Here is a 23595-nt window from a genome sequence, read left to right as displayed (position 1 = left end):
GTAGACTCGCGCCGATGATCCTGCAAGAACCCAGTGCCCCAGGCAGCGCCCGGCTGCGCGACCAATTCGACTACCTGCGGCTGCTGGCCGCGCGCGTGACCGGCGGCGCCGCCAACCAGATGCTGATGGTGGCCCTGGGCTGGCAGATGTACGACCTGACCGCCAGCGCCTGGGACCTGGGCCTCGTCGGCCTGGCGCAGTTCCTGCCAGCGCTGCTGCTGACACTGCCCGCCGGCCATCTGGTCGACTCGCATGACCGCCGGCTGCTGCTGGCCGCCAGCCTCGGGCTGCAGTTGCTGACGGCCACCTGCCTGGCGCTGGCCAGTGGCGGTGGCTGGGTCGGGCCGCATCTCATCCTGGCGCTGTCGGTGGTGCTGGGCTGTGCGCGCGCGCTGCAGATGCCGGCACAGCAGGCCTTGCTGCCGGCCCTGGTGCCGCCCACCCTGCTGCCGCGCGCGGTCGCCACGTCCAGTTCGACCATGCAGGCGGCCATCATCGCCGGCCCGGCGCTCGGCGGCGTGCTGTACGCGCTGGGCCCCTGGGCCGCCGCGCTCATCGAGCACAGCACGGCCAGCAGTGCCGCAGCGCACTGGGGCGCCGCCATCGTCTACGGCGTGTCGCTGGCGCTGCTGGTGGCGGCCGTGGTGGCCGTGCTGGCCATCCGGCACCGGCCGCTGCAGGCGCGCCGTGCAGCACCGGGCATCGCGCAGCTGACCGCCGGCATCCGCTTCATCTGGCAGCGGCCCGTCGTGCTGGGTGCCATCTCGCTGGACTTGTTCGCCGTGCTGCTGGGCGGGGCGACCGCCCTGCTGCCCATCTTCGTGCGCGACATCCTCCACACCGGCCCCGAAGGCCTGGGGCTGCTGCGCGGTGCGCCGGCACTGGGCGCCGTGCTGGTGGGCCTGTGGCTGTCACGCCGGCCCATCGCCCGCCGCGCCGGCCACTGGCTGCTGAGCGCCGTGGCGGTATTCGGCCTGTCGATGATCGGCTTCGCGCTGACCACGTCGTTCGCCGTCGCCTTCATCGCCTTGGCCATCAGCGGCGCCGCCGACATGGTAAGCGTGGTCATCCGCCAGTCGCTGGTGCAGCTGGAAACGCCCGACGACATGCGCGGCCGCGTGGGCGCCGTCAACTCCGTCTTCATCGGCGCCAGCAACCAGCTCGGCGAGTTCGAGTCCGGCGCGACCGCTGCGCTACTGGGCCCCGTCGGCTCGGTGCTACTGGGCGGCGTCGGCGTGCTGGTGGTCGTCGGCGTGTGGTTCAAGCTCTTCCCTGCGCTGGCGCAGCGGGACAGCCTGCAGCCGACGGCACACTGACGGGCCACGCCTCCAAGGCCCGCCGGGAACGGCGCTCAGTATTCGTCGCGCTCCACGCCGATATAGCCCGGCGCGAGGTTCTCGAACTTGGTGTGCATGCGCTGGAAGGCCAGCTTCACCGTGCCCACCGGGCCGTTACGCTGCTTGGCGATGATGATCTCGGCCACACCCGGCTCCTTGCACTCGTCCTTGGTGTAGTACTCGTCCCGATAGATGAACATGATGATGTCGGCGTCCTGCTCGATGGCGCCGGATTCGCGCAGGTCGGACATCATGGGCCGCTTGTCAGGACGCTGCTCCACCGAGCGGTTCAGCTGCGACAGCGCAATGACCGGGCACTTCAGCTCCTTCGCCAGCGCCTTCAGGCCCCGCGAGATCTCGCCCAGCACGGTCGCCCGGTTTTCCTCGTTGCCACCGCCGTTGCCCGTCATCAGCTGCAGGTAGTCGATGACGATCAGACCGAGCTGACCGCAGATGCGGGCCTGGCGGCGGGCGCGAGCGCGCACTTCGGACGGACTCAGGCCCGGGCTCTCGTCGATGAAGATGCTGGCCTTGCCCAGCTTGTCGACCGCCTCCGACAGCCGCCCCCATTCGTCGTCGGCCAACTGGCCGGTGCGCAGGTGGCTCTGGTCGATACGACCGATGGAGCCCACCATCCGCAAGGCCAGCTGCGCAGCGCCCATTTCCATCGAGTAGATGACGACGGGCAGGCCCTCGTTGATGGCCACGTTCTCGGCGATGTTCACCGCGAACGCCGTCTTGCCCATGGACGGGCGCGCCGCCAGCACGATCAGGTCGCCCGGCTGCAGGCCGGCGGTCTGCTTGTCGAGGTCGTAGAAGCCCGTGCGCACGCCGGTGACGTCCTGGTGGCCGGCCTCCGCCAGCTCGTTGACGCGGTCGATCAGCGCGACGACGAGGTTGTCCATGCTCTGGAAGCCCTGGCGGCTGCGCGAGCCTTCTTCGCCGATGCGAAAGATCTTGCCCTCGGCCTCGTCGAGGATCTGCGTGACCGCGCGGCCCTGGGGGTTCAGCGCGGCGGTCGCGATCTCGTCGCTGGTGGCCACCAGCTTGCGCAGGATGGCGCGCTCACGAACGATCTCGGCGTAACGGCGCAGGTTGGCGGCGCTGGGCACGCTCTGCGCAATGGAATTCAGGTAGGCCAAGCCGCCGCATTCCTCGGCGCGCCCGACGGATGTGAGTTCGTCGAACACCGTCACCACGTCGGCCGGCTTGCCTGCGTTGATGAGCTTGCCGATGGCCGCAAAGATGTGCTTGTGCTCGAAGCGATAGAAGTCGCTGTCGGTCAGCAAGTCGCCCGCGCGGTCCCACGCGGAGTTGTCGATCAGCAAGCCGCCGAGCACGCTGTACTCGGCCTCGACCGAATGCGGCGGCACGCGCAGCCGCGCGACTTCGTCGTCTTGCGACGCGGAGGAGGAAGAAGCGGGAAGGATCGCGGACATCGCTTGTGGATAACGCTGTGGACGAGCTGGGCCCAACCGGTGGGTTGTGCGGGAAAACGCTGGCCGGAAAAACCGAAGGCCGAAACCCTGGAGGGTATCGGCCTTCGTTCGATGTTGCGGTGACTCGATGTCACCGCGCCATCAGGGGAAGCGAGATTTACTCGGCTTCGGCAACCACCTGGACGGTGACTTCCACGACCACATCGGTGTGAGCCACGACGCTGACCGGGAACTCGCCCACGGTCTTCAGCGGGCCGTTCGGCAGGCGAACTTGAGACTTGGCGATGGCGGTGCCGGCCTTGGTCAGCGCATCGGCCACGTCGGCGTTCGTCACGGAACCGAACAGGCGGCCATCCACACCGGCCTTTTGGGCGATGCGAACGGTCTTGCCGGAGAGAGCTTCACCCAGCTTCTGGGCATCGGCCAGCTTGGCAGCGGCGATCTTTTCCAGTTCGGCGCGCTTGGCTTCGAATTCCTTGATCGCGGCTTCCGTGGCGCGGCGAGCGGCCTTGGTCGGGATCAGGAAGTTGCGGGCGTAGCCGTCCTTGACCTTGACGACATCGCCGAGGTTGCCGAGGTTGGCGACTTTTTCGAGCAGGATCACTTGCATGTCGTCAGCTCCTTAGACCTTGTGCTGGTCGCTGTACGGCAGCAGGGCCAGGAAGCGCGCACGCTTGATGGCAACCGTCAGCTGACGCTGGAAGAAAGCGCGCGTGCCGGTCAGGCGAGCGGGCGTGATCTTGCCGTTCTCGGCGACGAAGTCGCGCAGCGTGTCGATGTCCTTGTAGTCGATCTGCTCGACACCAGCGACGGTGAAGCGGCAGAAACGCTTGCGGCGGAACAGCAACGATTGTTGGTTGCGCTTGGGCTTCTTGTCCTTGGAGAAGCGACCCTTACCACGAAGAGGGGGCATGTTGGACCTCTGTTAAATCTATCCGGATTCAAAACTTCCGGGTCTTACGGAGCAGCGGGTTCGATCACGGTGACATGGGCGATGAAGCCCCGGCCGTTGCGCTGATGGGTCAGGAAACCGCGAAAAATCGCGTCGCCTCCGACTCCCAGCGCCTGCAACTGCTTGGCCACCTCGCCCACCGCGACCGCCTTGATCTCCAGGGAGACTTTGCGCGGTTTGCCGGCTTCGATGACTTCGGATTCAGCCTTGAGGCTTGCATCCAGGGCCATCAGCCCGGCGGGGGTGTAGCGAACTTGTCCGAGTTGCTGGATCTGCGCCTTCAGGTGAAGCTGGTTCACGCTGTGCTGACGCTCAAACCACTGCTGCTTGGAAAACCTGGTTCTCTAGCGATGACCTGCGCTCAGGCCGCTTCTTGCTGCGGCGCCTTGCGGGCTTCTTCGCGCTCGACGGCCTTCATCATGACCGACGGGGTCGTGATGGCCTTGTCCTGCACCACGGTCAGGTGGCGCAGCACGGCGTCGTTGAAGCGGAAGCCGGTTTCGAGCTCAGCGAGGATTTCCTTGCTGGCTTCGATGTTCAGGCACAGGTAGTGGGCCTTGGCGAGCTTCTGGATCTGGTAAGCCAGTTGACGGCGACCCCAGTCTTCGACACGGTGCACGACACCGCCGCCGGCGGTGATCAGACCCTTGTAGCGCTCCAGCATGGCCGGAACCTGTTCGCTTTGATCCGGATGGATCAGCAGAACGATTTCATAGTGACGCATGAGTACTCCTTGTGGATTCCAGCCCGGCGTTGTCGGGATGACGGCCGGTCTGTGGAAGCCGCGCCACGGCGTCGACACGTGGGCGCAGCAAGGCGGAACCGAGGATTCTAGCCCGGAAGAGCTGATCGATCAAATCAGGGCGAAGGCCGGCTGCGCAGCTGGTCGACAAACTCGCGGTCGCGCCGCGTCGGCGCCGCCGTCAGCAGGCTGACGAGCACCAGGGCCAGCGCACCGGCCGGCACGCCGAACACGCCGGCAGACGCCGGCTGGATGCCCCACACCAGCGCCGGCGGGCCGGGCAGGCCGACGAGGGACCGCAGGGCCGGATGCGAGGCGGCCAGGTAGCACAGGCAGACCGCCAGCCCGACGAGCATGCCGGCCAGCGCACCGGCCCGGTTGGCGCGGCGCCAGAAGACGCCCGCGATCAACGCCGGGAAGAACGTGGACCCGGCGATGGAGAAGGCCGCCGTGACGACGGCCAGGATGTCTGCCGGCCGGCTGGACGCAACGGCGGCGGCGGCCAGCGCCGCGACGAGCAGCAACGCCTTCGACAGCGTGACCCGCCGCGTGCGCGACGCGTCCGGGTTGATGGCCTTGAAGTAGACGTCGTGCGAGAGCGCGCTGGAGATCGACAGCAACAGGCCGTCGGCCGTGGACAAAGCCGCCGCCAGCCCGCCGGCGGCCACCATGCCGGAGATGACATAGGGCAGCCCGCCCAGCTCCGGCATGACCAGCATGACGAGGTCCGGGTGCAGGCGCAGCTCGCCCAGCTGCAGCCGGCCGTCGCCGTTGAGGTCTACCGCCGACAGCAGGCCGGCATCCACACGTTGCCACTGACGTATCCAGGCGGGCAGCTGATCGAAACTGGTTCCGACCAGGCTGTTGAACACCTCCGTCTTCACCATGACGGCCAGCGTCGGCGCCGTCAGATAGAGCAGGCTGATGAACACCAGCGACCACGCGACGGATTCGCGCGCCTTGGCGACCGAGCCGGTCGTGTAGTAGCGCGTCAACAGATGCGGCAGGCCGGCCGTACCCACCATCAGGCACAGCACCAGCGCGATGAAATTGCGCTGCGCCTCGCCGGCCGGCGCCCCCTCCGCATTGCCGGCAAACGGCTGCATGTGCGGCACCAGGCCCGACAGCGGCAAGGCCAGCCGGGCCTCGCTGACCTGCTCCCGCCGCCATTGCTCCTCGGCCTCCGCCGGTGTGCGCGGCAAGGCCGCGCGCTGCTTCTCGGCGGCCTGGATGCTGGCGAGCGGCGCATCCGCAAGCTTCAGCGCCGCCACCTGCGCCGCCGCGCGCGCGCGATCCTCGGCGAGCGCCCGCGGCACATCGGCCAGCCGGGCGGCCGCGGCATCCGCACGCTGCTGGTGGATGGCCCGCACCTGCAGCTCGGCCGGATCGTTGACCAAGGCCCGCTCTCGCTCGGCCAGCTGGTGCAGCTGCTGACCATAGGCCAGCTGGGGCAGCGGCCACCCGGTCTGCTTGACCGAGAGCCAGATCACCGGCACCAGGTAGGCCAGGATCATGATGAAGTACTGGGCGACCTGGGTCCACGTGACCGCCCGCATGCCGCCGAGGAAGGAGCACACCAGCACGCCGCCCAGCCCCACGAACACGCCGACCTCGAAGGCCAGACCGGTCAGCCGCGTCGTGATCAGGCCCACGCCGTAGATCTGCGCGACCAGGTAGACGAAAGACACGAGGATGGCCGCTGACGCCCCGACCAGGCGCAACGCGCGGCTCTGGAAGCGTTCGGCCAGGAAGTCGCCCAGCGTGTACTGGCCGAATCGCCGCAGATAGGGCGCGATGCAAAGCGCCACCAGCACGAAGCCGCCCGTCCACCCCAGCACATAGGCCAGGCCCGCGTAGCCGCTGGCGTAGAGGGTGCCGACCAGGCCGATGAAGCTGGCCGCGCTAATCCAGTCGGCGCCGGCCGCCATGCCGTTGTAGAGCGGCGGCACACGGCGGCCCGCGACGAAATACTCGGCCGGGTCCGTCGTGCGGCACAGGATGCCGATGACGGCATAGACCGCCACGGTCACCCCGAGAAAGGTGTAGCCGATCCAGGCCTTGGCCAGGCCGAAGTGCTCGCCCAGCCCCAGGCCAGCCAGCAGCACCACGAAGCTCAGCGCGAACAGCAGGTAACGGCGATGCAGGAAGGCGTCGGACACGGCCCGGATGATGGCAAGAAAAAGCCCGGGCTCCCCTCGCGGAGAACCCGGGCCGCGCTTCAGTCGTGAAGCCGGGGCCTTACTTGGCCGCCAGGCGCTGCCAGGTGTCGATGACCGTGTCGGGGTTCAGCGAGATCGACACGATGCCCTCCTCGGCCAGCCAGTCGGCGAAGTCCGGGTGGTCGCTGGGGCCCTGGCCGCAGATGCCGATGTACTTGCCCGTGGCGCGGCAGGCGCGGATGGCGCGCGAGATCATGGCCTTGACGGCCGGGTCGCGCTCGTCGAAATCGCCGGCGAGTTGTTCCAGGCCGGAGTCGCGGTCCAGGCCCAGTGTCAGCTGCGTCAGGTCGTTGGAGCCGATGGACATGCCGTCGAAGTGCTCCAGGAACTGCTCGGCCAGGATGGCGTTGCTGGGCACCTCGCACATCATGATGACGCGCAGGCCGTCCACGCCGCGCTTCAGGCCCTTCTCGGCCAGCATGTCGACGACCTTGGCCGCCTGCTTCACCGTGCGCACGAAGGGCACCATGACCTCGACGTTGGTCAGGCCCATCTCCTTGCGCACGCGCTTCAAGGCCTCGCACTCCATCGCGAACGCGTCCTGGAACTCGCCGCTGATGTAGCGCGAGGCACCACGGAAGCCCAGCATCGGGTTCTCTTCGTCCGGCTCGTAACGCGTGCCGCCGATGAGCTTGCGGTACTCGTTGGACTTGAAGTCGGACAGGCGCACGATGACCGGGCGCGGGAAGAACGCGGCGGCGATGGTGGCAATGCCTTCGGCCAGCTTGTCGACGTAGAACGCACGCGGCGACGCATGGCCGCGAGCGACCGACTCGACGGCCTTCTTCAGGTCGGCGTCGATGTTCGGATAGTCCAGGATGGCCTTGGGGTGGACGCCGATGTTGTTGTTGATGATGAACTCGAGACGGGCCAGGCCCACGCCGCCCGACGGCATCTGCGCGAAGTTGAACGCCAGCTGCGGGTTGCCGACGTTCATCATGATCTTGATGGGGCAGTACGGCAGCTCGCCGCGGTGCACCTCGCTGACCTCGGTTTCCAGCAGGCCGTCGTAGATGTAGCCGGTGTCGCCCTCGGAGCAGGCCACCGTCACGAGTTGGCCGTCCTTCAGCTTGTCCGTCGCGTCGCCGCAGCCGACGACGGCGGGGATGCCGAGTTCGCGGGCAATGATGGCCGCGTGGCAGGTGCGGCCGCCGCGGTTGGTCACGATGGCGCTGGCGCGCTTCATGACCGGCTCCCAGTTCGGGTCGGTCATGTCGGTGACGAGCACGTCGCCCGGCTGCACGCGCTCCATCTCGGCGACGCTGTCGACGAGGCGGACCGGGCCGGTACCGATCTTCTGGCCGATGGCGCGGCCTTCGGCCAGCACGGCGCTGTGCGCCTTGAGCTTGTAGGCCAGCTCGACCTGGCCGGCGGCCTGGCTCTTCACCGTCTCGGGGCGGGCTTGCAGGATGTAGAGCTTGCCGTCGACACCGTCACGGCCCCACTCGATGTCCATCGCGCGGCCATAGTGCTGCTCGATGATGAGCGCGTACTGCGCCAGCTCGGTCACCTCGGCGTCGTTCAGCGAGTAGCGATTGCGGTGCTCGGGCACCGTGTCGACCGTCTTCACGAGCTTGCCGCTGGCCGCCTTCTCTTCCGGTGTCGCGAATTCCATGCGCAGCAGCTTGCTGCCCAGGTTGCGGCGGATGATGGCCAGCTTGCCGTTCTTCAGGGCCGGCTTGTGAACGTAGAACTCGTCCGGGTTCACGGCGCCCTGCACCACCGTCTCGCCCAGGCCGTAGCTGGACGTGATGAAGACGACGTCGGGGAAGCCGCTCTCGGTGTCGATGGTGAACATCACGCCGGCCGAACCCAGGTCGGAGCGCACCATGCGCTGCACGCCGGCCGACAGCGCCACGTCGCCATGGGCGAAGCCCTTGTGCACGCGGTAGCTGATGGCGCGGTCGTTGTAGAGCGAGGCGAACACCTCGCGCATCTTGTGCAGCACCTCGTCGATGCCGTGCACGTTCAGGAAGGTCTCCTGCTGGCCGGCGAACGACGCGTCGGGCAGGTCCTCGGCCGTGGCGGACGAACGCACGGCGAAGGTGGCGTCCGGGTTGTCGGCGGTGAGCTGCGCGTAGGCAGCGCGCACACCGGCCTCCAGGTCTGCCGGGAACGGCTGGCTCTCGATCCAGCGGCGGATCTCGGCGCCGGCCTCGGCCAGCGCGCGGACGTCGTCGGTGTTGAGCGAGCTCAGCCGCGCCGCGATGCGCGCGTCCAGGCCCTCGTGCTTGAGGAACTGCCGGAAGGCATGCGCCGTGGTCGCAAAGCCGCCGGGGACGCGCACGCCGCTGGCGGCGAGCTGCGAGATCATTTCGCCGAGGCTGGCGTTCTTGCCGCCAACTGCCTCGACATCGGTCATCCTCAGGTTCTCAAACGGTACGACCAGGGCGGTCGCCTCGAACAGGGTGGACATGGAAAAACTCCGGGAGGTTGAAAAACCGGTGTCGTCGCGTCGTCCGGGCCCTTCGCCGAGCAGAGGTGCTCAAGGCAGGCGCGGCTCCACCCATTTCTGGATTCTTGTCGGAGGGTGGCGGCGCGCATGGGCTGATCGCGAGGAATTGCAGCGGATTCTAGGTGGTTCGTACCTGCACGTAACCCACCCCATATCGGCCGCTGGTGTCAAAGGTCCCTCTAGGACGTGAGCAACAATAGCTAGAAGACGACGACGGGTTGCAAAACCCGACAGTCGGGGATCAACAGGGAGCGAAGAATGAGATTGACAACCGTGGTGTCCGCGCTGTCGCTGTGCGTCCTGTCCGCCTGCGGCGGAGGCGGCGGCTCGATGGGGAGTGACGCCGGGCCTATCACCACGCCAGCGCAACCTGGATTCCCGACGCTGGTAACCAGCGCCTCGTTCTCCTTGCCCGCGATAGACGCACCAGCCGCGCAAGATGCCACCACCGGCCAGCAACAAGGCCGCCTTCTGATTGCCGCGACAGTTCCGGCCTCCACAGGCGCTTTGGTCGAGTTGGTCGACGCGACCACCGCAGCCACGCCCGTGGTGCTGTCCAGCACGCGCACCACCGATGCCGGCACCTTCACCCTCAACGAGCCCAGCGGCAGCCGCAAGCTCACGGACCTATGGATCCGCGTGACGCTGGCCGACGGCACCGTGCTGCGCGCCTTCGCCACGGGCTGGGTGGAGGTATCACCGGGTACCGAGGTCGCGGTGCAGGAGGTAGCACGGCTGCTCAAGTCCGGCGCATTTGCAGGCCGGGCACTGACCCGGGCTGAGCTGGATGGCGCCCAGCAGGCCGCGACGCTGTACTGGCAGGGCGACGCGGTGGCCAGGAGTCCTGCTGCGGCAGTGGCCGCGACACGCGACGCCCTGCGCTTGCAGGCGCGCTGGAATGCGATGTTGGCCCACCTCGCCTTGCCTACCCCAGATACAGGCACAGGCGACATCGCCGGGCTAATGGCAGCTGACGGTGCGACCTGGGACGTCAGCGTCAATGCGAATGGCAAGGTGTCAACTGACACCCTCACGGCCCACTGTTTTGCAGACAGCACCGGCTCGACCACCACTTGCGGCATCGCCTCAACCACACTGCCCGACCTGTCGGAGCAACTGACCGTCCGGCAGGACGCGATCCGGCTGCAGAACCTGAGCTCGCCCGAGGTGCTGGACCAGGTGCTGGCCCAGGTGGGCGACCTGCCCCTTGTCGAGTTCCCCTACGCGGTGGGAACGAAGGTGCTCGTCGACAACCCGCAACTCATTCTGCAGGGCAGTACCAACGTCCACGCCGCAGTCAGGATCACGCGCCGCACCTACCCTGTGTCGGCCTTGCAGGCCCTGGACGGCACAGTGCCGGCGATCCGCGTGGTGCTCGACTACGAAATCGCGGTGATGGACACGACGACCTTCAAGCAGGCCGACCTGCTGGCGCGCGAAACCCGCTGGTTCGCGCCCCGTGGCGGACGGGTCCGCATCGAATCGTCGGGCCTGGCGCGGAGCGGCACGCAAGTGCAGAACGCGGCCACCTCTGTCGTCGCCAATGCAGTCAAGGGCAGCTTCTTCCCCGGCCCGGTGGCGCCCTTCGCAGCGCCGACCGACACAGTGATCCGCCCCCTGCGCAGCAACCACGCCGTCTACGCTCAGGCGCTTGGCGTGATCTACGCGGCCTCGCCCGACAACGGCGGCCAGGTGCTCGAACTGCACCCCAGCACGCTTGCGACATTGCGCACGGCGCCGCTGGGCCGAGCCCCCACCCACTTGGCCGTCTCGTCCGACGGAAGGCGGCTGTACGCGGCCCTGGCCGGCGGCACGGTCACCGAGCTGTCGACAACTGATCTGTCAACCGTTCGCAGCATCACCCCCATCGCCGACCCCTATGGCGTCCCTTATGACCAGGTGAACGACCTCGCGGTAGACCCGGCCGACCCGGAGCGCCTGCTCGTGCTCGCAGCTTCGAGCCACACCGTACCGTCCGGGGCCGTCCTGCTGTATGACAGCGGCACGCTGCTGCTGCGCGACGCGCCGCGCTACTACGCCACAGACTACGGCTGGGGCTACTACGGCCCGACAGCGCTTGCCTGGACGTCAACCCCCGCTGAATTCATGACTCTTTTCAACGGGTCGCCCCAGAGCGTCTATCGCTTCCACGCCGGGGCCACCAGCTTTACCGACGTCGCCAGCCTGACCCGCGTCGATGACGTGGGCCTGTACGACATCAATGGCGAAGTCCTCACCGGCAAGGGCGCGGTGCTGAAGGCTGCGGACTTCACCCCGCTACGACAACTGCAACTGGGCCAGTTCGGTCTGACCGACTGCCGGCGCTTGGGTGACGTCGACGTCTGTGCGCCGGCCGTTAGCGTGGCGCCGGGCTACCGGGTCCTGCTGGACCACGCCAGCGGCGAGTTCATCGGTTCCTACCAGCCGCCGACGGTGGCCGACGCAGACGTCAAGTCTGGCTGCGACAACGTCGGCGTGCGCACTGGCTCCATGGGGCTGGACGATGCCGAGCTCACGCCCATCGGGGCCAATAGCGTCCTAGTCAGCACACTGAAAAGCGGCGCCACGGCTTGCGCGCTTCAGGTCTGGACATTCCACTGAGACCCTGCGGTAGCGTGCGGGCCCTGGCAGTAGCGGATGGCGCGGCAGGCATGCGCGCGCCGGCCCCTTGCTGCGCAAGCTCGTCGATCGACACCCGGGCGCAACAGTACCAGCGCCTGAGCTGGTCGATATCATGGCTTCGACCTGAACTCCACGAGCCACCGCCATGACCGCCCGAACCGTCTACTTCGTCTCTGACGGCACCGGCATCACCGCCGAGACCTTCGGCAACTCCATCCTCGCGCAGTTCTCCATCAAGCCGCGCCATGTGCGCCGGCCCTTCATCGACACGGCGGAGAAGGCGCATGCCGTCGTCACCGAGATCAACGAGCTGGCCATGCGCGAGGGCGAGCGGCCCATCGTCTTTGCGACGCTGGTGGACCGCGAGGTGCTCAAGGTCGTGCGCGAGCACTGCCAGGGCCGCGTGATGGACATGTTCGGCACCTTCATCGAGCCGCTGGAGGAAGAGTTCGGCATCAAGAGCAACCACCGCGTGGGCCGCTTCTCCGACGTGGCGCAGAGCCAGGAGTACCACGACCGCATCGAGGCCATCAACTTCTCGCTGGCGCATGACGACGGGCAGTCATCCAAGAACCTGGACGTGGCCGACGTCATCCTCGTCGGCGTGTCGCGCTCAGGCAAGACGCCGACGTCGCTCTACCTCGCCATGCAGCACGGCATCAAGGCCGCCAACTACCCGCTGATCCCCGAGGACTTCGAGCGCCGCAAGCTGCCGCCATCGCTGGTGCCGCACCGGCGCAAGTGTTTTGGCCTCACCATCGACCCCGAGCGGCTGGCCTCCATCCGCAACGAGCGCCGCCCCGGCAGCAAGTACGCCGACCCGCTGAACTGCCGCTACGAGGTCAACGAGGCCGAGGCGATGATGAAGCGCGAAGGCATCTCGTGGCTGTCGTCCACGCACAAGTCCATCGAAGAGATCGCGACCACCATCCTGCGCGACATCCGCCCGGACCGGCTCATCTACTGATGCCGGCATCCGCCCTCGCGCTCGTTCTCACCGCCGCCCTCCTCCACGCGCTCTGGAACCTCGCCGCCAAGCAATGGGGCGGCGGGCCTCATTTCGTGTTCGCCTGCTCCGTGGGCGTCGTCGTGTTCTGGCTGCCGGCCGTGCTGTGGATTGGCCTGGACGCGCTGCCGACCTGGTCGCCCATGGCCTGGGGTTTCGTCGTCGCCAGCGCCGTCGTGCACCTGCTGTACTTCAACTGCCTGATCGCCGGCTACAAGGCCAGCGACCTGACCGTCGTCTACCCCGTGGCGCGCGGCAGCGGGCCGCTGCTGTCGGCCACGGCCGCCGTGCTGCTGCTGGACGAGCACCTGGGCGCGCTGGGCGTGGCGGGGCTGGCCGGCGTGGTGGGCGGCATCCTGCTGATCACGATGGGGCCGCGGCTGCTGGGCCGGGGCGCCGACCCCGAAGTCACCGCCACCATCCGCCGCCGCAAGGGCGTGTACTGGGGCGTGGCCACCGGCACGCTGATCGCCGGCTACACGGTGCTGGACGGCTATGCGGTCAAGGTGCTGGCCGTGTCGCCGCTGTTGCTGGACTACTGCGGCAACGTGCTGCGTGTGCCGATGCAACTGCCCGTCGTGCTGCGCCACCGGCACAGCTTCAAGGCCGAGATGCGCCGCACGTGGAAGGGCGTGCTGACCGTCGCGACGATCAGCCCGCTGGCCTATGTGCTGGTGCTGCTGGCCGTGCGTGACGCGCCGCTGTCGCGCGTGGCGCCGGCCCGCGAGGTGTCCATGCTGTTCGCCGCGCTGCTGGGCGGGCAGTTGCTGGGCGAAAAGGAGAAAGCCTGGCGCATTGCCGGCGCGGCGCTGATCGGCGCGGGGGTGATCGCCCTGGCGGCTTGAGTCAGCCGGCGCCGCCGGCGTCCAGCATCGCGGCATTGACGGCGCCGCACTCGGCCTGCTCGTCGTCAAAGATGACGAGGAACCAGAACGATTGCGCCGGCGAGCCGTGCTCGGCCAGCAGTTCGCCGGCAGGCTGGGCCAGCTTCAACTGGAGGTCCAGCGACAGCTCATCGGCCGCCGCGAGTTGCTGTCGGTCCATCGCCTCCAGCTGCGCCGGGTCCTCACGGAAGTCCAGCACGACGACGAGATCGTTGGTCTTGAAGTGGCGCTGCGCCGCCTGCGCGAAATGAGTGACGCGCTCGTCAAAGATGTCCTGCATGCGGTCGGGAACGGCTGCGCTCATGGGTGGCCTGCTGGAAGAACTCACGGAATCCGGTAGAACGGATTGGGCATCAGAAAGGCCTTCTCGGCATAGCCGCCGGCCAGGTCGCTGGGCTGGTCGCCCACCGTTGCGAGCACCTGGTAGCCCTGCATGACGATGCGAGCGCGTTCGCCGGCCTTGAAGCTGGCGGCGGAGTAGCGGCTGTGCGTGCCGTCCGGGCGCAGCACGAGGCCCGCCCAGCCGTCGTAGCCGACGGCGCGCAGGTTGGCTTCGGTGCCGGCGCGCTCGGCCTCCTTGCGGCCGGTGATGAAGAACACGGCCACGCCGGCGGCGCGGGCGGCCTTGTAGAGCTTGAGCGTCGCGGCAATGGCCGGCGCGCGGCCTTGCGACTCCCAGGCCAGCGAACCGCAGGCACTGCCCGGGGCCATCGTGCAGTCGCCGCCCACGATGTAGCCGTAGTCGTTCTGCGCCATCAGTGGCCAGTTGTCGAGCGAGGTCTCGTCGATGTCCAGCACCAGCGCCGGCTTGGCCACCTGCTTGGCGCGGGACAGCACCCAGGCCGTGGCGGCGTCGGCCACCACGGCCTGGTCACGCGCATAACCGGTATCGCGATAGGCCTTGAACTGCGCCTTCAGCTCGCCGAGGTTGGCGGCGGGTTGCAGGCCTTTCTCGGCGGCGGGCCAGGCCGACGCGGCGACCGGCGCGCTGCAGGAACCGGCGGCGAAGGTCTCGTTGAGCAGCCGCGCCAGGCGCAGGCCGCCGAGTGCGAGCTGCTGGTCCAGCACGGGCAGCACGGCCGCGTAGTAGGCATCGTCGATGGTGCCGTCTGCCGGAATCAGCTTGTCGTTCCAGACCAGCTCACCGACGGCGTGCGACTGGATGGCCCAGTCGGCGGGCTGGTCGCCGCCGCTCTTGAGGTCGAAGTCCTGCGTGGCCAGCAAGGTCTTCTCCAGGCGCTCGACGTAGGCGCCCCAGTTCCACACGGTGCGGCGGATCAGGCCTGAATCCCACAGCGAGTGGAAGTTGCCGCTCTCCAGCGCGCAGGCGCCCTTGCAGGTCAGGCCGTGCAGGCTGCCATGCACCTTGAAGCCGTTGCCGCCCTCGAGATCGCCGGTGGCGTGCATCGGCTGGTGGATGTCGCCGACGAAGTGGACGACGTAGCGCAGCGCCTCGCGCCGGGCCTCTTCGGTGGGCGCGCAGCGCAAGGCCTCCTGGGCGCGCTGCAGCGCCTTCACGACGCAGTCGCCCTTGTCGGTCGGCGCGCAATGGACCTTCTCGTCGTACTCGTGCTGACCGCGCGGAATGTCGACGAAGTGTTGGTTGAAGTCAGCCTTGCGCTCACCGCGCACGTCGTCGGCCCAGCTCGCCACCGAGGCCAGGCTGGCCCCTGCCTGCAGCTTGGCGACCGCTGCCGCCGCTGCCGGCGTGAGCCGGCGCTGGGCGATCTCGGCCACGATGGAATGGCCTTCCTGGCCCCAGGCGTGGCACCAGAGGGGCGCCACGGCCAGGGCGGCGGCGCCGAGGCGGCGGAGCAGGACGAGTGGGAGGGCGGACATGGCAGGCGACGGACGAAAAAGCGTGGAGTTTGCGCTGCGCGGGCGGCCGCAGCGGGAAGTCATCGCGCCCTTTGCCTCAGCTTTGCATGGCGCGGGCGTAGACCTCCACATAGCGCTGCGCCGCGCCTTCCCAGCCGAAGCGCTGGCGCATGGCCGCGGCCCGCACACGCGCCCAGCACGCCGGCTGGCTCCACAGCGCGAACACGCGCCGCAGCGCGCGGCCGTAGGCCTCGGCCGTGTAGGCGTTGAACACGAAGCCGGTGGCCGTGTCTGCGGCCAGATCCTCCAGCGTCGCGTCCACCACCGTGTCGGCCAGGCCACCGACGCCGTGGACCAGCGGCAGCGCGCCGTAGCGCAGGCCGTAGAGCTGTGTGAGGCCACAGGGCTCGAAGCGGCTGGGCACGAGCATCACGTCGCTGCCGGCATAGATGTGGTGCGCCAGCCGTTCGTCCATGCCGGTGCGGCGCACCACCTGCCCTGGGTGGCGGGCCTCGGCCGCGCTGAACTCGGCCTCCAACCACGCGTCCCCGCTGCCGAGCACCACCAGCTGACCGCCCGCCTCCAGCAGGCCGGGCAAGGCCTGCAGCACGAGCGGCAGGCCTTTCTGCTCGGTCAGCCGGCTGACGATGCCGAAGAGCGGCGCACCGGGGCGTTCCTGCAGGCCGCATTCGCGCTGCAGTGCGGCCTTGCAGGCGGCTTTGCCGGCGGCGTCGTGGGCGTCGTAAGCGCTGGCCAGCACGGGGTCATGCGCGGGCGACCAGATGTCGTAGTCGACCCCGTTCAGGATGCCGTGCAGCACACCGGCCCGATGGCGCAGCAAGCCGTCGAGCCCGAAGCCCTGCTCCGGCGTCTGGATCTCGCGCGCGTAGGTCGGGCTGACCGTCGTGATCGCATCGGCGAAATGCAGCCCCGCCTTCATGAAGCTGACCTGGCCGTAGAACTCCAGGCCCTCGACGGCGAAGTAAGCAGCGGGCAGCCCCAGATCCCGGAAATGGTCGGCCGCGAACACGCCCTGATAGGCCAGGTTGTGCACGGTGAAGACGGTGCGCGCCTGCGTGAGACGGCGCGCGCGGCTGGCGGCGATATGGGCGCAGGCCAGGCCCGCGTGCCAGTCGTGGGCATGCACGATGTCCGGCTGCCAGCCCGGGTCCACGCCCTCAGCCAGCTGCGCGGCGGCCAGGCCCAGCAGCGCGAAGCGGCGATGGTTGTCCGCGTAGGCCTCGCCCACCTCGTTGGCATAGGGGCTGCCCGGGCGGTCGAACAGGCCGGGAGCGTCCAGCACGTAGATGGGCAGCTCGAAACCGGGCAGCCGCCCGCGCAGCAAGGTGGCGGCGCCCTCACCCCAGGGCAGCGCGACCGGCCCCACCGCGCTGGCCTGGCTCAAGGATTGGCGAATTGCCGGAAAGCCCGGCACCAGCAGGCGTGGCTGCAGGCCCGCCGCTGCCAGCGCGGCTGGCAACGCCGCCGCTACATCGGCCAGGCCGCCCGTCTTCAGCAGCGGGAACAGCTCCGCGCTGACCTGCAGGACCCGGGTCACAGCCGGGCCAGCATCTGGCGCGTGATGAGCACCACGCCGTTTTCCGTGCGCTCGAACCGCGCGGCATCCAGCGCCGGGTCCTCGCCGACGACGAGACCGTCCGGCACCTCGCAGGCACGGTCGACGATGACCTTGGTGAGCCGGCAGTGGCGCCCCAGCACGACGCCGGGCAGCAGCACGCCCTGGTGCACGTTGCAGAACGAGCGGATGCGCACGTTGTTGAACAGCACGGACTGCACGACATGTGACCCGGACACGATGCAGCCCGCGCTGACGATGGCATTGACGGTCATGCCGTGCATGCCGTTGTGATCAGGGATGAACTTGGCCGGTGGCAACTGCCGCTGGTAGGTCCAGATGGGCCAGTCGGTGTCGTAGATGTCGAGTTCGGGGCTGATGGAGGCGAGGTCGAGATTGGCCGCCCAGAACGCGTCCAGCGTGCCCACGTCGCGCCAGTAGGGCGGCGCACCGTTGGGGTTGCTGATGCAGCTCATGCTGAAGGGGTGCGCCACGGCCCGCCCCTCGGCGACGGTCTTGGGGATCACGTCCTTGCCGAAGTCGTGGCTGGAATCCGGCTCGGCCAGGTCTTCGGCGAGCAACCGGTAGAGGTAGTCGGCGTTGAAGATGTAGATGCCCATGCTGGCCAGGCAGGTGCCGTCGCGGCCGGGCATGCTGGGCGGGTCGGCGGGCTTTTCCTTGAACGCCGTGATGCGCCGCTCACCGTCCACCGCCATCACGCCGAAGGCGCTGGCCTCCGCGCGCGGCACCTCGATGCATCCCACCGTGCAGCCGGCGCCGGTGGCGGCGTGGTCGGCCAGCATGCTGGAGTAGTCCATCTTGTAGATGTGGTCGCCCGCCAGCACGACGATGTACTCGGCACCCGTGCTCTGGATGATGTCCAGGTTCTGATAGACGGCGTCGGCCGTGCCGCGGTACCAGTGCTCCTCGTTCACCCGCTGCTGGGCGGGCATGAGGTCCACCGTCTCGTTCAGCTCGGCGCGCAGAAAGCTCCAGCCGCGCTGGATGTGGCGCAGCAGCGAGTGGCTCTTGTACTGCGTGACGACCCCGATGCGCCGGATGCCGCTGTTGACGCAGTTGCTGAGCGCAAAGTCGATGATGCGGAACTTGCCACCGAAATAGACCGCCGGCTTGGCGCGCGCATCGGTCAGTTGCTTGAGGCGGGAGCCGCGGCCGCCGGCCAGGACGAGGGCAATGGCGCGGCGGGAGAGCTGGTGGGGCGAGGGGGTGGGGGGCATGACGCGGCAGCAGTGGCGGGTGACTCCCAGTCTGCGGGCACAACCTGGGCGCCACCAGCGGGAGTTCCCCGCAGACTACACCGCCGCGTCGGCCCTCATCAGCGCGCGCGCCGGCGCCGGGGCCTGACGACGCTTCTTCAGCCACAAATACAGGCCGCTGCCCAGCACGATGACCGTCACCACGTCCAGCAGCGCCCAGATGATCTTCATCGGCATACCGCCGTAATCACCAAAGTGCAGGGGCTGCGACACCAGCAGCGCCGTCACGTACCAGGGCAGCGCGGGGGCGACCGTCACCTGGGCGGTGCGGGCATCGACGAGCACCGGCTGCAGCAGCTTGGCGGTCAGCGGGGTGTCACCCTTCATGAAGTAGGTGATGTGATGCGGGCTGGAGAAGGCGGTGCCGGGAAAGGCGATGAAGCTGATCGTCTTGCCGGGCAGGTGGGCCTGCGCCGCGGCCTGCGTCTGCTGCAGCGGCGCGCGCTCGGCCAGCGGCACCAGGGGCTGGCCCTGGTAGGGCGCCAGCAGCGCGCTGAGCTGGTCATGCTGCCAGTACTTGATCAGCAGGTCGGCCCAGGTGTTGATGACGCCGGTCGCGCCCACGACCATCGCCCACACCAGCGTGACGATGCCCAGCAGGTTGTGCAGGTCCAGCCAGCGCGTGCGCGGCCCGCGGCTCTGGCGCACGGTGCCGAAGTCCAACTTGCGCATGAACGGCGCATACAGCACGACGCCGGACACGATGGCAATCACCAGCAGCAGCCCCATGAAGCCGAGGAAGAGCTTGCCCGGCAGGCCGGCGAAGAGGTCGATGTGCAACCGCGCCATCCAGTACATGAAGCCCTGGTCGAAGCGGGGCTCGGCCAGCACCTGGCCGTTGCGCCGGTCGATCGCCACGGAGCGGAAGTCATCGGTGGGCTCGAGCCCCGGCGTCAGCGTGACGTACCAGAGGCGGGCGTCTTCCTCGTCGGGCGATGCGTACTGCACGACCCGGTCGGGGTGGCGCGAGCGGCCGGCCGCGACCACTTCATCCAGCGTCGCCAGCGGCCCGGTCGCCCCAGCCTTGGACAGCTCAGGCAGCTCCACCGCCTTGCCGGTCAGGTGGGCAATCTCGTGCGCAAAGATCAGCGGCAGGCCGGTCAGGCACAGCAGCAGCATGAAGACGGTGCAGACCAGGCTGCTCCACTTGTGCACCCAGGCCCAAAGGCGAATCGCGCGCGGGCTCATGCGGGCTCCTTGCGGAAGCTGTAGCGCGCCATGACGACCAGCGGCAGGCCCAGCGCGAGCCATGACCAGCCGTCGCCCCAGTCGTCGGAGACGAGGGCGCTGATGAGGCCGGAGGCGCTGAGAACGGATAGCGCGATGGGCCAGGCCCAGACGCGACGGAAGTGGGTGGACATGAGGACTCCTGACATGTCGGCACCGCACCACAAACGGCGCCCGACCTTTCGGAGTCTAAATGAAACTACATGCGACTCATTCTCATTTGTATTTATTATGTCGTCAGAACCTCCTTTCAACCTGTCGTGCAACTGGCGCCGCCCGAACCCCGGCGGCCTGGCACCCTCTCCTTCTCCCCTCGCCTTCCATGAAGAACAAGTTCCCGTTGAGCGCCTGTGCGCTGGCCACCCTCGCCCTGCTGACCGATGTGCACGCGCAGGCCGTGGACAAGCCGCAGGACAAGGCCGAAACGCAGCGCATCGAGTCCGTCGTCGTCACCGGCAAGCGCGCCAACCGCATTTCCAAGGGTGCGACCGGCCTGGCGCTGGAGCTGAAGGACACCCCGCAAACCATCAGCACGCTGGACCGCGAAGACATCACCAACTTCGGCCTGACTGGCAGCAATGAAGCGCTGGCGCTGGGCACCGGCATCAACGTCGAGCAATGGGAAACCAACCGCGCGACGTTCAACTCACGCGGCTTCGACATCCAGTTGACGCAGCTCGACGGTCTGGGCATGAGCAACTCCTGGGGCACGGTCGTCGGCCGCGAGGACACCTTCCTGTTCGAGAAGATCGAACTCATCCGCGGCGCCAACGGCCTGCTGACCGGTGTGGGCAACGCGTCCGGCACCATCAACTACGTGCGCAAGCGTCCGACCAATGAAGACGGCGGCGAGGTCGAGCTCGGCTTCGGCTCGTGGAACAAGAAGCGCGTCGGCCTGGACTACAACAAAGTGCTGAGCAAAGACGGCTCGTGGGCCGGCCGCCTGGTGGTGGCGCGCGAAGACAAGGACTCCTACCTGCGCGATCTTCAGGACCAGCGCACCACCGTCTACGGTGTGGTGGACGGCCAGATCGGCCGTAACGGCGTGCTGACCGTGGGTGTGACCGCTACCGACTCCAAGCAGGACGGCGCCATGTGGGGCTCGCTGACGCTGCTGCGCTCCGACGGCACGCAAGCCGACCTGCCGGTGGGTTCTTCGACCGCGCAGAAGTACAACTACTGGAACGTCGAATCGCGCAGCGCCTTCATCGAATACGCGCACCGCCTGTCGGACGATTGGGAGGCCAAGGTCACTTACAACAAGCGCCATGGCAATGAATCGACCAACCTGTTCTACGTTTACGGCACGCTCAAGCCGGACAACACCGGCCTCGTCGGCCAGCACTACCGTAGCGAAGGCAAGACCGACAACGAGGTGCTGGACGTCAACCTCAGTGGTCGCTTCAGCGCCTTTGGCCGCAAGCATGAGGTCCTGCTGGGCCTGAACCGCTCCGAGGAAGAGCTGAGCACAGACATCTTCGTGCCGGATGGCGATTGCGCGGCCGGCTACGTGAACCCGACGCTGCCGGCGCTGCCGTTTGGTGGTGACGTTGTGCCAGAGCCCACTTGGGGCCAGCGCGCCACCTGCACAACAGGCGAACAGTCCCTGACTCGCCTGTACGCCGCGTCGCGCCTGCAGCTGACCGACTCGTTCAAGGCCATCCTCGGCGTGAACGCGATGCGCCATGTGCGCGGCGGCCAGTCGCGCTACGGCAGCGGCGGCAAGCTGATCGACCCCAAGACCGAGAAGGTCAGCCCCTACGTCGGCTTCACCTACGACATCACGCCCGACGTGCTGGGCTATGTGTCGTACTCCGACATCTTCCTGCCGCAGGAGCAGGCCGACATCAACGGAGACCTGCTGGCGCCCGTCAAAGGCCTGAACACCGAGGTGGGCGTGAAGGCCGAGTGGCTGAACAAGTCGCTGCTGACGACGTTCGCACTGTTCACCGCCAAACAGGAAGGCCTGGCGACCTACGCAGGCCTGACGCCGACCGGCCAGTACTGGTACATGCCGGTGGACGTGGATTCCAAGGGTTTCGAGGTCGAAGCCACCGGCCGGCTGGGCAAGAACACCAAGGTCACGACAGGCTACACCCGGCTGATTCTGACCGGCGATGACGGCAAGGACATCTACCACTGGGTGCCGCGCAATACCTTCAACGTGCGGGTCGACAGCACCGTACCGACGCTGCCGGCGCTGCGCGTGGGCGTCGCCGCACGCTGGCAGTCGGACGTCGCCAGCACCGCCGGCCTCAAGCAGGGCGCCTATGTGAAGGCCGACGCCTTCGCGGCCTACGAGCTCAACGACAAGGCCACCGTGCGCGTGAACGTCAACAACTTGTTCGACAAGAAGGCCATCGGCGGCCTGCAATCCGGCGCCATCTACATCCCGCCGCGCAACTACGGCCTGTCCCTGAGCTACAAGCTCTGACGTCGTGACAACACCCCGGCCCCACGAGCCGGGGCGTCTGCGACATCAGGCGTCGGCTTGCAGCTGACGCCAGGCAAGGTCCCAGCGCGCATACAGCGCGCCCGCACGCTCGACGTCGCCGGCCGCCTCCAGCAGCGGCGCCAGGCGAGCCAGCGGATGCAGGGCCGCTCGCAGGCAGAACTCGCGCCACGGCTCCGGCAGCATCACATCGGTGGCCGTCTGCATCAGCAGGCGGTACATGCGCTCCTCGCCATCGACCGCACTCACCAGACCTCGGTCGATGAGCTTGCGCCCCAGTGCCAGATAGCAGCCGATCGCACACGGGCGAGCCGTGTCGTAGGCCAGGCGCACGGCCAGGCTTTGCCGCTGCCAGTGCGTCAGCAACTGCGCAGAACCAGACGCCGCCCGGGTCATGCGGCCTCCGTGGCCGCCTGGGCCAGTGCGCGCTCGAACGCGCTGCGGCTGGGCGTGTCGACGAACACGCAGCGCTTGTGATGGCGCTTGCAGTGGTCTTTCACACGCCAATAGGCGTCATGGCTGATGCAACCGGTCTGGCAAATGACGACGTCGGCCGCCGCCAACTGCGGCTCCAGCTGCGCCGGCTTGTGCTCGGCGCCACCATCGTGATGCAGGAACTGCGCACCGCAGCCCTCCACCGCCTGACGGTACTGCGGCACGCTGCCGCCACGCCCGCCCACGCACAGGATGACCCGGTGCTCCAGGCGCACGGGCGGCGGCGGCAAGTCAGGCTCAGCGTCCGCCGGCAACGCCGCGCTCACCGCTTCGGCGGTCGTCGCAACGGTCACGCGTGACGACAGTCGCGTCACCTCTCGCTGCAGCGCCTGGTTGCGCTCGATCTGTTCGGCCAGGCGCTCGCGCAGTTGCTCGCGCTCCGGCAGGTCCGGGCGCGCCGCCTGCCAGTGCTGCAGTTGCTCCTGCGCCTGCGCCAGCTGCGTCTGCAGCGCGATCAACGTGGCGCGCTGGCGCATGCGCTCCTGCTCCCAGGCCTGCTGCTCACGCGCGCGCTCCTGACTCCAGGCTGTCACGCGCTGCTGCACTTCGGCATAGTCGCGCGTCAGCGCCTGGTGTTCGGCCGCCAGCTCGCGGTGGCGCGCCACATCCACCCGCTGCGCGGCGCCCACCTGGTGTTGCAGCATGTGGATCTGCCCGAGCACGCGCATCTCCAGCCACTCGTCGCAACGTGGATGCGTGAGCGTCGCCCACAGTGCGCCGGCAATGCCTTCGCCCTGCGCGACGCGGTTGCGCCACCAGGTCATCAGGCTGTTGCTGCATTTGCACTGGGCAGCGGCCCGCAGGTCGAGCGCAAAACGCTGCTCCAGGTCTTTCTGCAGCGCCTCGGCCACGGCGTTGCGCCGTGCGGCGGCCGTCACCAGGCTGCAGTGCAGCGTGTAGTCGTCCTCGTCGCCCTGCAGCACGAGCAGCTTCTTCGCAAGCACGCGCACGCGCTCCAGCGGCACGCACACGCCGATGACGGGGCAGTGTGCATGGCTGCCCAGCTCCCAGAGCCGACGTCGGCGTGAACCGGTGACGGGCGGCAGGGCCGCATGCGCGGCACAACAGGCTTCAGCCATTTGATGGGGTCTCCA

General features: G+C 68.1%; 20 protein-coding genes. 5 read left to right on the top strand and 15 right to left on the bottom strand.

The window, feature by feature from the left end; genetic code table 11:
* The first annotated feature begins 14 nt into the window (after positions 1-14).
* Complete coding sequence (locus ACG00X_RS01230) at positions 15-1316, top strand: MFS transporter (RefSeq protein ID WP_394486105.1); 1302 nt, start codon at positions 15-17, stop codon at positions 1314-1316.
* Between the two features lie 35 nt (positions 1317-1351).
* On the opposite strand, the gene dnaB is transcribed toward ACG00X_RS01230, so the two are convergent.
* The 7 genes from dnaB to ppsA form a co-directional block, all read right to left on the bottom strand.
* Positions 1352-2776 carry a replicative DNA helicase gene (dnaB, locus tag ACG00X_RS01225; protein WP_394486104.1) on the bottom strand — a complete coding sequence of 475 codons (1425 nt, stop codon included), beginning with the start codon at positions 2774-2776 and terminating at the stop codon, positions 1352-1354.
* A gap of 157 nt (positions 2777-2933) precedes the next feature.
* Positions 2934-3386: a 50S ribosomal protein L9 gene (gene rplI / locus ACG00X_RS01220; protein ID WP_394486103.1), complete on the bottom strand. Its 453-nt coding sequence runs from the start codon at positions 3384-3386 to the stop codon at positions 2934-2936.
* Between the two features lie 12 nt (positions 3387-3398).
* A complete protein-coding gene (rpsR, locus tag ACG00X_RS01215) occupies positions 3399-3689 on the bottom strand; it encodes a 30S ribosomal protein S18 (protein ID WP_394486102.1) in 291 nt (96 codons plus the stop codon).
* Positions 3690-3733: 44 nt separating this feature from the next.
* The gene (gene priB, locus ACG00X_RS01210; RefSeq protein WP_394486101.1) at positions 3734-4027 is read right to left on the bottom strand and encodes a primosomal replication protein N; all 294 of its coding nucleotides are present in this window, start codon (positions 4025-4027) and stop codon (positions 3734-3736) included.
* 62 nt (positions 4028-4089) lie between these two features.
* Positions 4090-4452, bottom strand: a complete 363-nt coding sequence (gene rpsF, locus ACG00X_RS01205; protein WP_373716746.1) for a 30S ribosomal protein S6 — start codon at positions 4450-4452, stop codon at positions 4090-4092.
* 134 nt (positions 4453-4586) lie between these two features.
* Entirely contained in the window at positions 4587-6629 is a 2043-nt protein-coding gene (locus tag ACG00X_RS01200) for a VC_2705 family sodium/solute symporter (protein ID WP_394486100.1), read from the bottom strand.
* Positions 6630-6708: 79 nt separating this feature from the next.
* On the bottom strand, positions 6709-9105 hold the full coding sequence (gene ppsA / locus ACG00X_RS01195) for a phosphoenolpyruvate synthase (protein WP_394486099.1): 2397 nt from the start codon (positions 9103-9105) through the stop codon (positions 6709-6711).
* Between the two features lie 297 nt (positions 9106-9402).
* On the opposite strand from ppsA, the gene ACG00X_RS01190 reads away from it, so the two are divergent.
* The 3 genes from ACG00X_RS01190 to ACG00X_RS01180 all read left to right on the top strand — a co-directional run bounded on the left by ACG00X_RS01190 (position 9403) and on the right by ACG00X_RS01180 (position 13617).
* Complete coding sequence (locus ACG00X_RS01190) at positions 9403-11745, top strand: YncE family protein (RefSeq protein WP_394486098.1); 2343 nt, start codon at positions 9403-9405, stop codon at positions 11743-11745.
* A gap of 166 nt (positions 11746-11911) precedes the next feature.
* On the top strand, positions 11912-12733 hold the full coding sequence (ppsR, locus tag ACG00X_RS01185; protein WP_394486097.1) for a posphoenolpyruvate synthetase regulatory kinase/phosphorylase PpsR: 822 nt from the start codon (positions 11912-11914) through the stop codon (positions 12731-12733).
* Complete coding sequence (locus ACG00X_RS01180) at positions 12733-13617, top strand: EamA family transporter (RefSeq protein ID WP_394486096.1); 885 nt, start codon at positions 12733-12735, stop codon at positions 13615-13617. Before ppsR ends, ACG00X_RS01180 begins: the two co-directional genes overlap by 1 nt.
* Position 13618: 1 nt before the next feature.
* Here the strand turns inward: ACG00X_RS01180 and ACG00X_RS01175 are convergent, their stop codons facing one another.
* The 6 genes from ACG00X_RS01175 to ACG00X_RS01150 form a co-directional block, all read right to left on the bottom strand.
* The gene (locus ACG00X_RS01175; protein WP_394486094.1) at positions 13619-13960 is read right to left on the bottom strand and encodes a hypothetical protein; all 342 of its coding nucleotides are present in this window, start codon (positions 13958-13960) and stop codon (positions 13619-13621) included.
* A 20-nt stretch (positions 13961-13980) separates the two neighbouring features.
* Positions 13981-15495: a S1/P1 nuclease gene (locus ACG00X_RS01170; RefSeq protein WP_394486093.1), complete on the bottom strand. Its 1515-nt coding sequence runs from the start codon at positions 15493-15495 to the stop codon at positions 13981-13983.
* A gap of 76 nt (positions 15496-15571) precedes the next feature.
* Entirely contained in the window at positions 15572-17032 is a 1461-nt protein-coding gene (glgA, locus tag ACG00X_RS01165; RefSeq protein ID WP_394486092.1) for a glycogen synthase GlgA, read from the bottom strand.
* On the bottom strand, positions 17029-18288 hold the full coding sequence (gene glgC / locus ACG00X_RS01160; RefSeq protein WP_394486091.1) for a glucose-1-phosphate adenylyltransferase: 1260 nt from the start codon (positions 18286-18288) through the stop codon (positions 17029-17031). The genes glgA and glgC overlap by 4 nt, the downstream gene beginning before the upstream one ends.
* A gap of 75 nt (positions 18289-18363) precedes the next feature.
* The gene (locus tag ACG00X_RS01155) at positions 18364-19515 is read right to left on the bottom strand and encodes a PepSY-associated TM helix domain-containing protein (RefSeq protein ID WP_394486090.1); all 1152 of its coding nucleotides are present in this window, start codon (positions 19513-19515) and stop codon (positions 18364-18366) included.
* The gene (locus ACG00X_RS01150) at positions 19512-19688 is read right to left on the bottom strand and encodes a hypothetical protein (RefSeq protein WP_394486088.1); all 177 of its coding nucleotides are present in this window, start codon (positions 19686-19688) and stop codon (positions 19512-19514) included. Before ACG00X_RS01150 ends, ACG00X_RS01155 begins: the two co-directional genes overlap by 4 nt.
* 188 nt (positions 19689-19876) lie before the next feature.
* Here ACG00X_RS01150 and ACG00X_RS01145 point away from each other — a divergent pair, with 188 nt between their 5' ends.
* A complete protein-coding gene (locus ACG00X_RS01145; protein WP_394486086.1) occupies positions 19877-21988 on the top strand; it encodes a TonB-dependent siderophore receptor in 2112 nt (703 codons plus the stop codon).
* A 45-nt stretch (positions 21989-22033) separates the two neighbouring features.
* On the opposite strand, the gene ACG00X_RS01140 is transcribed toward ACG00X_RS01145, so the two are convergent.
* Complete coding sequence (locus ACG00X_RS01140) at positions 22034-22402, bottom strand: hypothetical protein (protein ID WP_394486085.1); 369 nt, start codon at positions 22400-22402, stop codon at positions 22034-22036.
* Complete coding sequence (locus ACG00X_RS01135) at positions 22399-23580, bottom strand: DUF2325 domain-containing protein (protein WP_394486083.1); 1182 nt, start codon at positions 23578-23580, stop codon at positions 22399-22401. The genes ACG00X_RS01140 and ACG00X_RS01135 overlap by 4 nt, the downstream gene beginning before the upstream one ends.
* Between the last annotated feature and the right edge of the window lie 15 nt (positions 23581-23595).

The organism is Pelomonas nitida (genome assembly GCF_043555975.1).
In the GTDB taxonomy this organism is placed as follows: domain Bacteria; phylum Pseudomonadota; class Gammaproteobacteria; order Burkholderiales; family Burkholderiaceae_C; genus Pelomonas; species Pelomonas nitida.
The sequence above is the reverse complement of the archived record's forward strand: the minus strand, read 5'-3'. Positions and strand labels throughout refer to the sequence as shown.